This window comes from Micromonospora sp. NPDC047812 (assembly GCF_040704175.1).
In the GTDB taxonomy this organism is placed as follows: domain Bacteria; phylum Actinomycetota; class Actinomycetes; order Mycobacteriales; family Micromonosporaceae; genus Micromonospora.
Map to the genome: position 1 here is coordinate 28,122 of NZ_JBEYRY010000003.1, position 14,506 is coordinate 42,627.

Annotated in this window: 12 protein-coding genes; all 12 read left to right on the forward strand. The window is 75.2% G+C overall.

The genetic code is table 11. The features are described from left to right. The first annotated feature begins 314 nt into the window (after positions 1-314). The 12 genes from AB0883_RS15155 to AB0883_RS15210 all read left to right on the forward strand — a co-directional run bounded on the left by AB0883_RS15155 (position 315) and on the right by AB0883_RS15210 (position 14,253). Complete coding sequence (locus AB0883_RS15155; RefSeq protein ID WP_366642228.1) at positions 315-1,826, forward strand: sugar ABC transporter ATP-binding protein; 1,512 nt, start codon at positions 315-317, stop codon at positions 1,824-1,826. Beyond that, positions 1,823-2,947 carry an ABC transporter permease gene (locus AB0883_RS15160; protein ID WP_366641775.1) on the forward strand — a complete coding sequence of 375 codons (1,125 nt, stop codon included), beginning with the start codon at positions 1,823-1,825 and terminating at the stop codon, positions 2,945-2,947. Before AB0883_RS15155 ends, AB0883_RS15160 begins: the two co-directional genes overlap by 4 nt. Positions 2,948-3,068: 121 nt before the next feature. Next, positions 3,069-4,124, forward strand: a complete 1,056-nt coding sequence (locus tag AB0883_RS15165; RefSeq protein ID WP_366641776.1) for a substrate-binding domain-containing protein — start codon at positions 3,069-3,071, stop codon at positions 4,122-4,124. 20 nt (positions 4,125-4,144) lie between these two features. Continuing rightward, entirely contained in the window at positions 4,145-5,383 is a 1,239-nt protein-coding gene (locus AB0883_RS15170) for a Gfo/Idh/MocA family oxidoreductase (protein ID WP_366641777.1), read from the forward strand. 485 nt (positions 5,384-5,868) lie between these two features. Further along, entirely contained in the window at positions 5,869-7,029 is a 1,161-nt protein-coding gene (locus tag AB0883_RS15175; RefSeq protein ID WP_366641778.1) for an inositol-3-phosphate synthase, read from the forward strand. After that, positions 7,013-7,957 carry an SCO3242 family prenyltransferase gene (locus AB0883_RS15180; RefSeq protein WP_366641779.1) on the forward strand — a complete coding sequence of 315 codons (945 nt, stop codon included), beginning with the start codon at positions 7,013-7,015 and terminating at the stop codon, positions 7,955-7,957. Before AB0883_RS15175 ends, AB0883_RS15180 begins: the two co-directional genes overlap by 17 nt. After that, the gene (locus AB0883_RS15185; RefSeq protein ID WP_366641780.1) at positions 7,954-8,892 is read left to right on the forward strand and encodes a sugar phosphate isomerase/epimerase family protein; all 939 of its coding nucleotides are present in this window, start codon (positions 7,954-7,956) and stop codon (positions 8,890-8,892) included. Before AB0883_RS15180 ends, AB0883_RS15185 begins: the two co-directional genes overlap by 4 nt. A gap of 35 nt (positions 8,893-8,927) precedes the next feature. Then, positions 8,928-9,530, forward strand: a complete 603-nt coding sequence (locus AB0883_RS15190) for an EboA domain-containing protein (protein WP_366641781.1) — start codon at positions 8,928-8,930, stop codon at positions 9,528-9,530. After that, on the forward strand, positions 9,530-10,393 hold the full coding sequence (locus tag AB0883_RS15195; RefSeq protein ID WP_366641782.1) for a TatD family hydrolase: 864 nt from the start codon (positions 9,530-9,532) through the stop codon (positions 10,391-10,393). Before AB0883_RS15190 ends, AB0883_RS15195 begins: the two co-directional genes overlap by 1 nt. Continuing rightward, a complete protein-coding gene (gene eboE, locus AB0883_RS15200) occupies positions 10,393-11,619 on the forward strand; it encodes a metabolite traffic protein EboE (RefSeq protein ID WP_366641784.1) in 1,227 nt (408 codons plus the stop codon). The genes AB0883_RS15195 and eboE overlap by 1 nt, the downstream gene beginning before the upstream one ends. 76 nt (positions 11,620-11,695) lie before the next feature. Next, positions 11,696-13,189 (forward strand): nucleotide pyrophosphatase/phosphodiesterase family protein, encoded by a 1,494-nt coding sequence (locus AB0883_RS15205; protein WP_366641785.1) that lies wholly within the window; start codon positions 11,696-11,698, stop codon positions 13,187-13,189. Next, positions 13,186-14,253 (forward strand): polyprenyl synthetase family protein, encoded by a 1,068-nt coding sequence (locus AB0883_RS15210; protein WP_366641786.1) that lies wholly within the window; start codon positions 13,186-13,188, stop codon positions 14,251-14,253. The genes AB0883_RS15205 and AB0883_RS15210 overlap by 4 nt, the downstream gene beginning before the upstream one ends. Positions 14,254-14,506: the final 253 nt, after the last annotated feature.

The following is a 14,506-nucleotide window of genomic DNA, read 5'->3' on the forward strand; positions in this document are numbered from 1 at the left end:
CGAACGGAGAGGTCGTCGTGAGCGCGAGGAGTGGGCCGGGTTTGCGAGCCCCGCAGTCGCGAACGGAGAGGTCGTCGTGAGCGCGAGGAGTGGGCCGGGTTTGCGAGCCCCGCAGTCGCGAACGGAGAGGTCGTCGTGAGCGCGAGGAGTGGGCCGGGTCTGCGAGCCCCGCAGTCGCGAACGGATGAGGCATCGTGATCGAGCGCGAGGAGGAGACCGTGGCCCGATCCGAGGAGACGGCCGCCGGGCCGGTGGATGCCGTCCCCGCCGGCGCCCCGCTGGTCGAGGCGCCCGCCGACGCCGTCGCGGGCGAGGTGGTGCTGCGCCTCACCGACGTGGTCAAGACCTTCCCGGGCGTACGGGCCCTGGACGGGGTGCAGTTGGAGGTGCGTGCCGGTGAGGTGCACTGCCTGCTCGGGCAGAACGGCGCCGGCAAGTCCACCCTGATCAAGGTGCTGGCCGGGGTGCACCGGCCCGACTCGGGGCTCGTCCAGTGGCGCGGCGAACCGGTCGCCTTCGCCAACCCGCAGGCCGCCATGCGCGCCGGTATCGCCACCATCTACCAGGAACTCGACCTGGTCGAGGACCTCTCGGTGGCGGAGAACGCCTTCCTCGGCCACGAGCCGCGCCGGCTCGGCTTCGTCCGGCGGGGCACCATGGCCCGGCACACCCGGCAGATCCTCGGGCGGCTCGGCCACGCCGAGATCCCGCCCGGACGGATGGTGCGCGCGCTGCCCGCCGCCGGCAAGCAGATCGTCAGCATGGCCCGCGCGCTCTCCCACGAGGCACGGCTGATCATCATGGACGAGCCGAGCGCCGTACTGGCCCACGACGAGGTGGGCAACCTGTTCCGCATCATCCGGGAGCTGACCGCGCAGGGCATCGCCGTCATCTACATCTCGCACCGCCTGGAGGAGATCCGCGAGATCGGCGACCGGGTCACCGTACTCAAGGACGGCCGGACCACGGCGGCGAACCTGTCGGCCCGCGACACCCCGACCCGCGACCTGGTCAGCCGGATGACCGGCCGCACCATCGAGTACGTCTTCCCGGACCGCCCGGCCGGCGCGGCCGGCGGCGCGGAGCTGCTCACGGTCGAGGGGCTGACCCGGGCCGGCGAGTTCGCCGACGTCTCGCTCAGGGTCCGGGCCGGCGAGATCGTCGGCATCGCCGGACTGGTCGGCTCGGGCCGCTCCGAGCTGCTGGAGACCATCTACGGCGCGCGTCGTGCCGAGGCCGGTTCGGTGCGGATGGCCGGTCGGGCGCTGCGGCCCGGCAGCGTCGGCGCGGCGGTGCGGGCCGGCATGGGCATGGCCCCCGAGGAGCGCAAGAGCCAGGCGTTGCTGCTGGGCGAGCCGATCTACCGCAACGTGACCCTGGCGACCTTCGCCCGGTACGCCCGCGCGGGGTTCACCGACGCCGGGCGGGAACGGGCCGAGGCGGACCGGATCGCCGAGAGCCTGGAGCTGCGCCCCCGCGACGTACGCCGGCCGGTGCGCACCCTCTCCGGCGGCAACCAGCAGAAGGTGGTGGTCGGCCGCTGGCTGCTCGGCGACACCCGGCTGCTGCTGCTCGACGAGCCGACCCGGGGCGTCGACGTCGGCGCCCGGGCGGAGCTCTACCAGGTGATCCGGGGTCTGGCCGCGCGCGGCGTCGGGGTGCTGCTGGTCTCCAGCGAGGTCCCCGAGGTGCTCGGCCTGGCCGACCGGGTGCTGGTGATGCGGGAGGGGCGGGTCGTCCGCGAGGCCCCGGCCGGAGAACTCGACGAGAACACCGTGCTCGACCTCGTCATGGCGGGGTCCCTGATGGAAGGCGCACCGGCATGACCGAGGGTCCTACTCCCACCGTGGCGCCCAAGCGGGCGGCGCAGCTGCCGGCGCAGTCGCCGCCGGTGGACCCGGCGCAGACCGCGGCGGCCGTCGACAAGGTGGCGGCACCGGGCCGGATCTCCTGGTGGCGGGGGGACGGCGGCGAGGGCGTCCGCCGCAACCTCGGCCTGATCGGGGTGCTGGCCGTGCTCGTCGTGATCGGCGCCCTCACCCGCTCCGACCTCTACTCCAACCCGGACTGGGTGTGGGACAACGTCCTGAGCATCCTCAAGCTGGCGGCCGTGGTCGGCGTGGTCACCGTCGGCATGACCTTCGTGATCATCGGCGGTGGCATCGACCTCTCCGTCGGCGCGATCGTCGCGCTGGCCGGCGTCTGGTGCACCACGGTGGCCACCCAGAGCTACGGCGCCGGCGGCATGATCTTCAGCGCGCTCACCGTCGGGTTGGCGGTCGGGCTGGTCAACGGGCTGCTCATCTCGTACGGCCGGCTGGTGCCGTTCATCGCCACCCTCGCCATGCTGGTGGCGGCCCGGGGCCTGGCCGCCGAGATCTCCGACAAGCAGACCCAGGTGTCGGACAACGGCTTCATCAACGGCCTCGCCAGCAACAGCCTGCTGGGCATCCCGCTGCTGGTCTACATCCTCGCCGCCGTGGTCGCCGCCGGCTGGGTGCTGCTCAACCGCACCACCTTCGGCCGGCGTACGGTCGCCGTCGGCGGCAACCCGGAGGCCGCCCGGCTCGCCGGGATCAACGTCCGGCGGCACACCGTGCTGCTCTACGCGCTCTCCGGCCTCTGCTGCGGGATCGCCGCCATCATGCTCACCGCCCAGGCCAACTCGGCGCAGGCGGCGATGGCGAACCTCTACGAGCTGGACGCGATCGCCGCCGCGATCATCGGCGGCACGCTGCTCAGCGGCGGGCGGGGCACCATCATCGGTTCCCTGCTCGGGGTGGTCATCTTCGCCACCATCACCAACCTCTTCGCCATCAACGGCCTCTCCACGGAGGCCCAGAACATGGTCAAGGGCGGCATCATCGTGGCCGCCGTCCTGGTCCAGCAGGTCCAGTTCCGCAGCCTCACCCAGTTCCTCGGCCGCAACCGGCTCACCACCACCTGATCCGCACCGCACGACCGTGCGGCATCCGGGCCACCCGAGCGACGGTGGCCGGGCACCGCACGCTCTCCTCCGTCCCGCACCGCGAGATTTCCTCCACCACCGTCAGACCCAGGAGGTCGTCATGACCCAGCACAGTCGCGACATGTCGCGCCGCCGACTGCTCTTCGGCGGGGCCGCCGTCGGCGCCGGCGTGCTGCTCGCCGGCTGCACCAGCAACGAAGCCCAGCCGACCGAGGCGCAGACCAAGGCGGCGGCCGCGCCGGGCGGCAACAGCGAGCCCGGCAAGCGGGTCGTCATCGGCTTCTCCGCGCCGGCCGCGGACCACGGCTGGATCGCCGCCATCACCAACAACGCCAAGGCGCAGGCCGGGGCGTACTCCGACGTGGAGTTCAAGTCGGTCGAGGCCGGCGCGGACGCGGCGGCCCAGCGGGCGGCGCTGTCCACGCTGATCTCGCAGAAGCCCGACGTGATCGTGCTGCTGCCGCACGACGGCAAGGAGCTCAACGCGTTCGGCCTGGAGGCGATGAAGGCCGGCGTCCCGGTGGTCAACCTGGACCGGGCCTTCCCCGACGCGCGGGCCTACCGGCTCCAGATCAAGGGCGACAACTACGGCATGGGCGTGGCCGCCGCCACCTACATGATCGAGCAGTTCAAGGCCAAGGGCATCAGCAACCCGGTGATCGGCGAGATCGCCGGTATGGACGAGCTGGAGCTGACCCAGGAGCGGTCGAAGGGCTTCGTCGACACCCTGACGGCGAGCGGCTTCAAGGTCGCCAACCGCCGGGCGGCCCGGTTCACGGCCGACTCGGGGCAGCAGGAGGCGGCGCAGCTGCTCCAGGCCCTGCCGAAGATCGACGCGCTCTGGAACCACGACGACGACCAGGGCATCGGCGTGCTGGCCGCGGTCAGCCAGAGCGGCCGCAAGGAGTTCTTCATGGTCGGCGGCGCCGGCTCGAAGAAGGCGATGGAGGACATCCAGGCGGACAACACGGTGCTCAAGGCGACCGTGACCTACAGCCCCTCGATGGCCTCCTCGGCCATCTCCCTGGCCCGCCTGATCGGCCAGGGCAAGGGCATGTCCGACCTGGTGGAACTCCAGGTGCCCAAGGAGATCATCCTCGCCTCCGAGACGATCACCAAGGAGAACGCGGGCAACTACCTCAAGCTCGGGTTCTGATACACGGGGGGAGACCCACCTTGTCCACGACAGACAGAGAACTGCGGGTCGGCATGGTCGGCTACGCGTTCATGGGCGCCGCGCACTCGCAGGCGTGGCGCACCGTGAACCGGGTGTTCGACCTGCCGACGCGGGCCCGGATGTCGCTGATCTGCGGCCGGGACACCGGGAAGGTGGCCGACGCCGCCGACCGGCTCGGCTGGGACGCGTACACGACCGACTGGCGCGACCTGATCGCCCGGGACGACATCGACGTGGTCGACGTCTGCACGCCGGGGGACAGCCACGCCGAGATCGCCCTCGCCGCGCTGGCCGCCGGCAAGCACGTGCTGTGCGAGAAGCCGCTGGCCAACACGGTCTCCGAGGCCCGGGCGATGGCCGCCGCGGCGGTCACCGCGCAGGCCGCCGGGGTGCGGTCGATGTGCGGGTTCAACTACCGACGGGTGCCGGCGGTCGCGATGATGCGCCAGCTCGTCGCCGACGGGCGGCTCGGGGTGATCCGGCACGTCCGGGCGACGTACCTGCAGGACTGGATCGTGGACCCGCAGTTCCCCCTGGTCTGGCGGTTGCAGCGGGACCGGGCCGGCTCGGGCGCGCTCGGCGACATCGGGGCGCACATCATCGACCTGACCCAGTACGTCACCGGCCGGCGGATCACCGGGGTCAGCGCGGTCACCGAGACGTTCGTCAGGGAACGGCCGCTGCCGGCCGGGTCGAGCGGGCTGGCGGCGACGGTGGACGGGGCGGCGGCCGACGGCCTCGGTCCCGACGGCCACCGCCCGGCCACCGGGGCGGTCACCGTCGACGACGCGGCGGTCTTCGTGGCCCGGCTCGACGGCGGCGTGCTGGCGACGTACGAGGCGAGCCGGTTCGCCACGGGACGCAAGAACGCCCTCCGGGTGGAGATCAACGGCTCGCTGGGCACGGTGGCCTTCGACCTGGAGCGCCTCAACGAGCTGGAGTTCTACGACGCGACGCGACCCGCCGCCGAGCAGGGGTTCAGCCGCATCCTGGTGACCGAGGGGGAGCACCCGTACATGTCCGCCTGGTGGCCGCCCGGCCACCTCATCGGCTACGAGCACTCCTTCACCCACCAGATGCGGGACTTCGTCGAGGCGGTCGCCACCGGCGTCGACCCGGCCCCCTCCTTCGTCGACGGGTTGCAGGTCCAGTTGGTGCTGGACGCGGTGACCCGGTCGGCGGAGCTCGGCTCCTCGTGGACCGAGGTGGAGCCGGCCCTGGCCACGGTCGCCGCCTGAGCCGACTCCGGTGCCGACCGGCGAGGGACCGGCCGCGGTTGCGCCCCGCGGCCGGGACGAGGTCAGCACCGGAGGGCGTGCGGCCGGGCCGGCGTGGCCCGGTGACGCACGAGCAGAACGGTCGTCCGGTGCGGCCGGACCGGGATTCCCCGGTCGCACCGGAGGACCGTCACCACCCGGCGACCCCGCCGGGCCGTGCCACCCCACGACGTCCGGTCGGCGCGCGCCGTCGTCCCGACCGGCGGATGCGGGGGAGGCAGGGACGAGACGCCGACCGGCCCTGCCTGCCAGCCCCGTCCGTCCGTGCCCGCGCCGGGAACCGGGCCGGGGTCGTCGCCGCCGACGTCGACACCGGACCGGTGGGCTCCTCCCGGGGCGGCCGGCGGACGGGGCCCATCCGCATAGATCCGTATCTTTCTGAACAAACTTCTGATATCTATGTAACTCAATGCACGGCTGGTTCCTCCTGATCGGGAAGGAGCACCATGCGTACGGGTGTCTGGCTGGTGGGAGCGCGCGGCTCGGTCGCGACCACCAGCATCGTGGGGGCGCTCGCCCTGCGGTCCGGGCTCACCGGCCCGACCGGCTGCGTCACCGAACTTCCCGAGCTGCGCGGGCCCGCCCTGCCGGCCTTCACCGACCTGGTCTTCGGCGGGCACGACGTCGTCACCACCCCGCTGGCGAAGCGGGCCGAGACGCTGGCCGCCGCCGGCGTGCTGCCCGGCCGGCTGGTCGCCGCCCTCCCCGACGAGCTGGCCGCCGTCGAACGCGAGCTGCGTCCGGCCCCTGCCGTCGGCACCCAGGCGGACCGGGCCGCCGCGACCGTACGCGACCTCACCGACTTCCGCCGCCGGCACGGGCTGGACCGGGTGGTGGTGGTCAACGTCTCGGCCACCGAACCCGCCGCCCGCCCGCACCCGGGGCACGCCGACCCGGACGCGCTGCGGGCCGCGCTCGCCGGTGGCGACGAGGTGCTGCCGCCCAGCTCCCTCTACGCGTACGCGGCGGTGCGGGCGGGCTGCCCGTACGTCGACTTCACCCCGTCCACCGGGCTGCGGCTGCCGGCCCTGCTGGCGCTGGCCGCCGAGGGCGGGATCCCGTACGCCGGGCACGACGGCAAGACGGGGGAGACCCTGGTCAAGTCCGTGCTCGCGCCGATGTTCGCGATGCGGCACCTGGCGGTGCGCTCCTGGTCCGGGATCAACCTGCTCGGCGGCGGCGACGGCGCCACCCTCACCGACCCGGCGGCCAACGCGGCCAAGGCGGAGAGCAAGCAGCGGGTGCTCGGCGAGACCCTCGGCCACCTGCCGCAGGGCGGCACCCGGATCGAGTACGTCGAGGCGCTGGGCGACTTCAAGACCGCCTGGGACCTGATCACGTTCGCCGGGTTCCTCGGCACCGGGATGCGCATGGAGTTCACCTGGCACGGCTGCGACTCCGCCCTGGCCGCGCCCCTCGTGCTCGACCTGGCCCGACTCACCGCCGCCGCGCACGCCGCCGGCCACGCCGGCCCCCTGACCGACCTCGCCTTCTTCTTCAAGGACCCGTTCGGCACGCCCACCCACTCGCTGGCCGACCAGTGGACCCGGCTGTGCGGCTTCGCCCAGCGGCTGCACGCGGGAGGCACCGATGCCGCGCGTCGCTGACCTCGCCGAACTGGTCCGGGCGCCGGCCGCGCTGTCGGTGCCCGGGGACGTCGTCGCCGGGGCGGCGGCAGCCGGCACCCTCGGGCGGCGTACGCCCGCGCTGGCCGGCGCGTCCGTCCTGCTCTACTGGGCCGGGATGGCCGCCAACGACTGGGCCGACCGCCGGCTGGACGCCGTCGAACGCCCCGAGCGGCCCATCCCCAGCGGCCGGGTGGCCCCCGGGGTCGCGCTCGGCCTCGCCGCCGGGCTCACCGCCGCCGGGGTCGCGCTGGCCACCGCCGCCGGGGGCCGGCGCGCCGCGACGGTCGCGGTCGGCCTCGCCGCCGCCGTCTGGGGGTACGACCTGGCGGCGAAGGACACGCCCGCCGGACCGGCCGTGATGGCCGCCTGCCGAGGGCTGGACGTGCTGCTCGGTGCGACGGGCGGCCGGGCGCTGCGGGCGGTGCCGGCGGCGGTCACCGTGGCCGCGCACACGTGGACGGTCACCGCGCTCTCCCGCCGGGAGGTCACCGGCGCCGACGCCGCGCTGCCGCTGCGTACCCTCGCCGGCACCGCCCTGGTCGCCGCGAGCGCCGCCGTCCGGCCGCGCCCCGACCGGGCCGGGCCGGGCCGCCGCCCCCGGGCCGCGACCCGCGCCACGCCCACCGACGTGCCCGAGCGCGCCCCGCGGCCCGCCCCCGGCGTCGCCGCCGCGCTGCCGGCGCTGCTGGCCGGCTGGTACGCGGCCCGCTACGGCGCGGCCCAGGCCCGGGCGGCGGCCGACCCCTGCGCCGGCCGGGTGCGGGCGGCGGTGGGAGCCGGGATCACCGGGCTGCCCGCGTTGCAGGGCGCCCTGGCCGCACGCGCCGGGGCCGGGCTGCTGGGGCTGGCGGTGGCCGCCGCCGCGCCGCTCGGCGGCCGGCTGGCCCGGAAGGTCTCCCCGACGTGACCGCCCACCGGGGCCGGGCGGCGGCCGGCGCGGCCGACCGGGGCGGCGACGGCCCGCGCTTCGGCTACGGGACCAACGGGTTCGCCAACCACCGGCTGACCGACGCGCTCGCCGTCGTCGCCGACCTGGGCTACCAGGGCGTGGCGCTCACCCTGGACCACGACCACCTCGACCCGTTCGCGCCCGCGCTGGCCCGCCGGGTGGCCGCCGTCGCCCGCCGGCTCGCGGCGCTCGACCTCGCCGTGGTCGTCGAGACCGGCGCCCGCTACCTGCTCGACCCGTGGCACAAGCACGCCCCGACGCTGCTGCACGACGACCCGGCGCGGCGCGTCGAGTTCCTGCGCCGGGCCGTGCGGATCGGCGCCGACCTGGGCGCGGAGGCCGTCACCCTCTGGGCGGGCGTCCGACCGGAGAACGTCGAACCGGCGACCGCCTGGGACCGGCTGGTCGCCGGCTGCGCCACGGTCCTCGACGCCGCCGAGGCGGCCGGGACGACCCTCGGCTTCGAGCCGGAGCCGGGCATGCTGGTCGAGGACATCGCCGGCTGGCGCCGGCTGCGCGGCGCCCTCGGCGATCCGGCGGGCTTCGGCATCACCCTCGACATCGGACACTGCCGCTGCCTGGAGCCGTGGCCGGTCCCCGAGTGCGTACGCCAGGTGGCCGCGCACCTGGTCAACGTGCAGATCGACGACATGCGCCGGGGCGTGCACGAGCACCTGGAGTTCGGCACCGGCGAGATCGACTTCCCGCCCGTGCTGCGTGCCCTGGGCGACGCCGGCTACCGGGGACTGGTCGCCGTGGAGCTGCCCCGCCACTCGCACGCCGCCCCCGCCGTCGCGGCCCGCTCGCTCGACTTCCTGCGCGCCGCCGCGAAGGAGGCGGCGCGACCGGGACCGGGTGCCAACGGGAGGGAAGCGGCGCGACCGGAACGGTGACGGGGCCACGTCGGCAGCACGAGAGAGGAGACGGGATGACACCGGATCAACTGCGGGCCGCGCTGCGGGGCGTACCCGATCCCGACTGGCTCGACGCGGCGCTGCGGCGGGTGGCGGCCGAACCGGCGGCCATCGAGCGGTTCTTCCCGGCCGCCGGGCGGAAATGCGGCCGGGCACCGCTGGCCGGGGCGCCCGGCTGGAGCGCCGACGAGGCGGCCCGGGCCCTGCTGCTGACCGCGCTGCCGGGCGACCACGCCGCGCACGCGCAGGCCCGCTACCGGCAGGGCGACGCCGCCGAGAAGCGCGCCGTGCTCAAGGCCCTGCCGCTGCTGCCGATCGGCGCGGCCGGGGCGCCGCTGCTGCACGACGCGATCCGCACCAACGACACCCGGCTGCTGGCCGCCGCCCTCGGCCCGTACGCCCGGCACCTCGACCCGGCCGCCTGGCGGCAGGCGGTGCTCAAGTGCGTGTTCACCGGCGTACCGCTGGCCGTGGTGCACGACCTCGACGCCCGCGCCGACGGCGAACTCGCCGCGATGCTCGCGGGGCTGGCCGCCGAGCGGCAGGCCGCCGGGCGGGCCATGCCGGCGGACGCGACCGACCTGCTCGCCCGGCTGCGCGAAATCCAGGAGGCCTGATGCGCATCTTCGACCCGCACATCCACATGACCTCGCGGACCACCGACGACTACGAGCGGATGGCCGCCGCGGGCGTCCGCGCGGTGGTGGAGCCGGCGTTCTGGCTCGGCCAGCCCCGCACCAGCCCCGCCTCCTTCGCCGACTACTTCGACTCGCTGGTCGGCTGGGAGCCGTTCCGGGCCGGGCAGTTCGGGATCCGCCACCACGCCACGGTGGCGCTGAACCCGAAGGAGGCCAACGACCCACGCTGCCGGCCGGTGCTCGACCTGCTGCCGCGCTACCTCGACAAGGACGCCGTGGTGGCGGTCGGCGAGATCGGCTACGACTCGATGACGCCGGAGGAGGACGAGGCGTTCGCCGCCCAACTCGCTCTGGCCGTGGCCCACGACCTGCCGGCCCTGGTGCACACCCCGCACCGGGACAAGGCTCGGGGCGTCGAACGCAGCCTCGCCGTGGTCGCCGAGTCCGGCGTCGAGCCGGGCCGGGTGGTGCTCGACCACCTCAACGAGGTGACGGTGGGGCTGGTCCGGGACACCGGCTGCTGGCTGGGCTTCTCCATCTACCCCGACACCAAGATGTCCCCGCCGCGCATGGTGGAGCTGCTGCGGGCGTACGGGACCGAGCGGGTGCTGGTCAACTCGGCGGCCGACTGGGGGCGCTCCGACCCGCTGCTCACCCGGGCCACCGGGGAGGCGATGCTGCTGGCCGGCTTCACCGACGACGACGTGGACCGGGTGCTGTGGCGCAACCCGGTCGAGTTCTACGGCCAGTCCGGGCGGCTCGACCTGACGGACCTGGAGCACGCCGCCGACGCGTCGACCGGCACCTGGGCCGGCAACTCGATCCTGCGCGGCGGCAGCTGATGCGGCTGCGGCACGCCGGCGGCGACACCGTCCACCTCGGCTACTGCACCAACGTGCACCCCGCCGAGGACCTCGCCGGCATCCTCCGCCAGCTCGACACCTACGCCGTGCCCGTACGCGAGGCGCTCGGCGCCGACCTGCTGGGCCTCGGGCTGTGGCTGGCCGCCCCGGCCGCCGCCGCGCTGGCCGCCGACCCGGCCGCCCGGCGCCGGCTGCGCGCCGAGCTGACCGTCCGGGGGCTGGAGGTGGTCACCCTCAACGGCTTCCCGTACGCGGACTTCCAGGCCCCCGTCGTCAAGGGCGACGTGTACCACCCGGACTGGACCACGCCGGCTCGGCTGGCGTACACCCTGGACCTGGCCCGGGTGCTCGCCGACCTGCTGCCCGACGACGCGGCCCGGGGCTCGGTCTCCACCCTGCCGCTGGCCTGGCGGCAACCCTGGGACGCCGCCCGCGCCGACGCCGCCCGCCGACGGCTCGACGACCTGTCGGCCGGTCTCGCGGCCGTCGAGCGGGAGACCGGCCGGGCGGTGCGGGTCGGCTTCGAGCCGGAGCCGGGCTGCGTGGTGGAGAGCAGCGGCCAGGCCGTGGCGGCCCTGTCCGGCCTGGACACCGACCGGCTCGGCGTCTGCCTGGACCTCGCCCACCTCGCCTGCGCCTGGGAGGAGCCGGCCGAGGCGCTGCGCCGGCTGCGCACGGCCGGCCTGCCGGTGGTGAAGGTGCAGGTCTCGGTCGCCATCGAGGCGCCCGCCGAGGCGACGCCGGCGCTGTGCCGCTGGGTGGAGCCGCGCTTCCTGCACCAGACCCGCGCCGCCGGCTGCGCGGGCGCGGCGGACCCGGCCGACCCCGCCCACGCCGCCGACGACCTCGACGCCGCCCTGGCCGCGCGGCTGCCCGGGCCGTGGCGGGTGCACTACCACGTGCCGCTGCACGCCCCGCCCGAGCCGCCGCTGGGCTCCACCCTGCCGGTGCTGCGCGCCGCGCTGGCCGCGCTCTACGCCGGGCCCGGGGCGGGCTGCGACCACCTCGACGTCGAGACGTACACCTGGGGGGTGCTGCCGGCCGCGCGGCGCCCGCGCACCGACGCGGAGCTGGCCGCCGGGATCGCCGCGGAGCTGGCCTTCGCCCACGCCGAGCTGGTCGCCGTGGGCCTGACGCCAACGGAACACCGGGACCGCGCCGGGGTGTCTCCCGGCGACGCCGGACGGAGCGGGGTGACGGCATGAGCGAGCGTCAGCGAGCGAGTCATCGACACGGGGCTGGGGTGGCTCATGGCGGCGTCGGGCGGAGCGAGGTGACGACATGAGCCGGCGGCTGGTGGTGCTGGACGTGGTCGGCCTGACCCCGCGCCTGCTGGCGCACATGCCCCGGCTGCGCGCGGTCGCCGACGCCGGCTTCCGCGCCGAGCTGGGCACCGTGCTGCCCGCGCTGACCTGCCCGGTGCAGTCGACGTTCCTCACCGGGGCGCTCCCGGCCGGGCACGGGATCGTCGGCAACGGGTGGTACTTCCGCGACCTCGGCGAGGTGCTGCTCTGGCGGCAGCACCACGCCCTGGTCGGCGGGGAGAAGCTGTGGCAGGCCGCCCGCCGGGTCGAGCCGGGCTTCACGGTCGCCAACGTCTGCTGGTGGTACGCGATGGGCGCCGACGTGGACTGGACGGTCACCCCGCGCCCCGTCTACCACGCGGACGGGCGCAAGGAGCCGGACTGCTACACCGACCCGCCGGAGCTGCACGACGACCTCACCGACCGGCTCGGCACCTTCCCGCTGTTCAGCTACTGGGGGCCGGGCGCCGGGCTGGCGTCGTCGGCGTGGATCTGCCGGGCCGCCGAGCGGATCCTCGCCGAGCAGTCCCCGGACCTGACCCTGGTCTACGTCCCGCACCTCGACTACGACCTGCAACGCCACGGCCCCTCGTCGCCCCGGGCCGCCGCCGCGGCGGCCGAGCTGGACGAGGTGCTCGGTCCGCTGCTGGACGCCGCCCGCGCCCGCGACGCCACCGTGGTGGTGCTCTCCGAGTACGGCATCACCGACGTCTCCCGGCCGGTCGACGTCAACCGGCTGCTGCGCGCCGAGGGGCTGCTGCGGGTGCACACCCAGGCCGGCATGGAGTACCTCGACCCGTGGACCTCGCGGGCCTTCGCGGTGGCCGACCACCAGGTGGCGCACGTCTACGTCCGTGACCCGGCCGACGTGCCGGCGGTGGCGGCGCTCTGCGCCGGGCTGCCCGGGGTGGCCGAGGTGCTCGACGCCGACGGCCGGGCCGCGTACGGGCTGGACCACCCGCGCGCCGGAGAGCTGGTCCTCGTCGCCGAGCCGGACGCCTGGTTCACCTACTACTACTGGCTCGACGACGACCGCGCGCCCGACTTCGCCCGGCTGGTGGAGATCCACCGGAAGCCGGGTTACGACCCCGCCGAGTTGTTCTTCGACCCGGACGCGCCGGGCACGGCGAAGCGGCGGGCCGCCGTGGCGCTGGCCCGCAAGAAGCTCGGGATGCGCTACCTGATGAGCGTGGTGGGGCTGGACGCCGGCGCCCGTGCGGTACGCGGGTCGCACGGCCGGCTCCCGGCCGACCCGGCCGACGGGCCGGTGCTGCTCTGCTCCGACCCGTCCGCCGCCCGGGACCGGGTCGCCGCGACCGAGGTCAAGGCACTCCTGCTGGAGCTGGCGGGGCTGGCACCGCCGCCGGCCGCCGACGCGGACCCGCCGCCGGCCGCCGACACGGTCGCGCCGCCGCGTCGCGCCGCGCCGTCCACTGCGACGTCGGCGGGGCGGCCCGGGGAGGCGCCGTGACCGCCGTCGTCGCCCCGACCGACACGAGCGGGCTGCGGGACCGGTTCGACGCCGCGCTCGCCGCCTTCCTCGACCGGCAGGGCCGGGACTGGCCGGACGGGGCGCCCCGGGGCGTCTTCACCGCACTGCACCGGTTCGTGCTGGCCGGCGGCAAGCGGCTGCGCCCGCTCTTCTGTTACTGGGGATGGCGGGGCGCGGGCGGCGTCGACGGCGCCCCGATCGTGGTGGCCGCCGCCGCGTTGGAGCTGTTCCACGCGTTCGCGCTGATCCACGACGACATCCTGGACGGCAGCGACCGCCGCCGGGGCGGGCCTTCGGTGCACCGGCTCTTCGCCGACCTGCACGCCCGCTCGTCCTGGCGGGGCGACCCCGAGGCGTACGGGCGCAACACCGCGCTGCTCTGCGGCGACCTCTGCGCCGCCTGGTCCGACCAGATGTTCCACGAGTGCGGCCTGGACGTGGGGCGGGTGCACCGGGGGTACGCGGTCTACGCGCTGATGCGCACCGAGGTGATCGCGGGGGAGTACCTGGACCTCGTCTCCGGGGTCGGCGACGGGTCGGTGGCGAGCGCGCTGACCGTCGTCCGGATGAAAGCGGCCCGCTACACGGTCACCCGGCCGTTGCAGATCGGGGCGACGCTGGCCGGGGCCGGACCGGAGCTGGTCGCCGCGCTGGCCGAGTTCGGCGACCCGCTGGGCGACGCGTTCCAGCTGCGCGACGACGTGCTGGGGGTCTTCGGTGACCCGACGGTCACCGGCAAGTCGGTCCTGGACGACCTGCGGGAGGGCAAGCCGACGGTGATGATGGCGCTGGCCCGTGGCGCCGCCGACCGGGCGCAGGCCGCGCGGCTGCGGGAGCTGTTCGGCAACCCGGCGCTCGACGGCGACGGCGCCGCCGAGCTGCGGAAGATCATCGAGGGCACCGGGGCCCGTGAGCGGATCGAGGGGATGATCCGGGTACGCGCGGAGGCCGCCCTGGCGGCCCTGGGGTCCGCCCCGGTGACCGCCGAGGCCCGGGCCGCCCTGACGGCCCTCGCCGCCCAGGCCGTGGACCGTCCCCGCTGAACAGACCGCCCCTTCCGTTGCCGGAGCCGCCGAGGGCCACCCGCCGCCCTCGGCGGCGAGGTGCAACGGCAGAGGGCGGCGTTCCTCGTCGCCGACTTTTGACGAGATCGACGAAAGTTGGTGCCGAATCGGCGGAAGGTATGGACACATCGATGTCTGCCATTTAATGTCGGGCCATCACGAATTTGTTTCGTCGAGGTGAACCGGCGGCGCGGGAACCCATCGACTGGTGACCTCCGATCGATGGGGTCCA

Excerpts from the sequence above, each read along its gene's own strand:
- AB0883_RS15160 (WP_366641775.1), top strand. The coding sequence starts at position 1,823 with ATGACCGAGGGTCCTACTCCCACCGTGGCGCCCAAGCGGGCGGCGCAG.
- AB0883_RS15165 (WP_366641776.1), top strand. The coding sequence starts at position 3,069 with ATGACCCAGCACAGTCGCGACATGTCGCGCCGCCGACTGCTCTTCGGC.
- AB0883_RS15175 (WP_366641778.1), top strand. The coding sequence starts at position 5,869 with ATGCGTACGGGTGTCTGGCTGGTGGGAGCGCGCGGCTCGGTCGCGACC.
- AB0883_RS15180 (WP_366641779.1), top strand. The coding sequence starts at position 7,013 with ATGCCGCGCGTCGCTGACCTCGCCGAACTGGTCCGGGCGCCGGCCGCG.
- AB0883_RS15190 (WP_366641781.1), top strand. The coding sequence starts at position 8,928 with ATGACACCGGATCAACTGCGGGCCGCGCTGCGGGGCGTACCCGATCCC.
- AB0883_RS15195 (WP_366641782.1), top strand. The coding sequence starts at position 9,530 with ATGCGCATCTTCGACCCGCACATCCACATGACCTCGCGGACCACCGAC.
- eboE (WP_366641784.1), top strand. The coding sequence starts at position 10,393 with ATGCGGCTGCGGCACGCCGGCGGCGACACCGTCCACCTCGGCTACTGC.
- AB0883_RS15205 (WP_366641785.1), top strand. The coding sequence starts at position 11,696 with ATGAGCCGGCGGCTGGTGGTGCTGGACGTGGTCGGCCTGACCCCGCGC.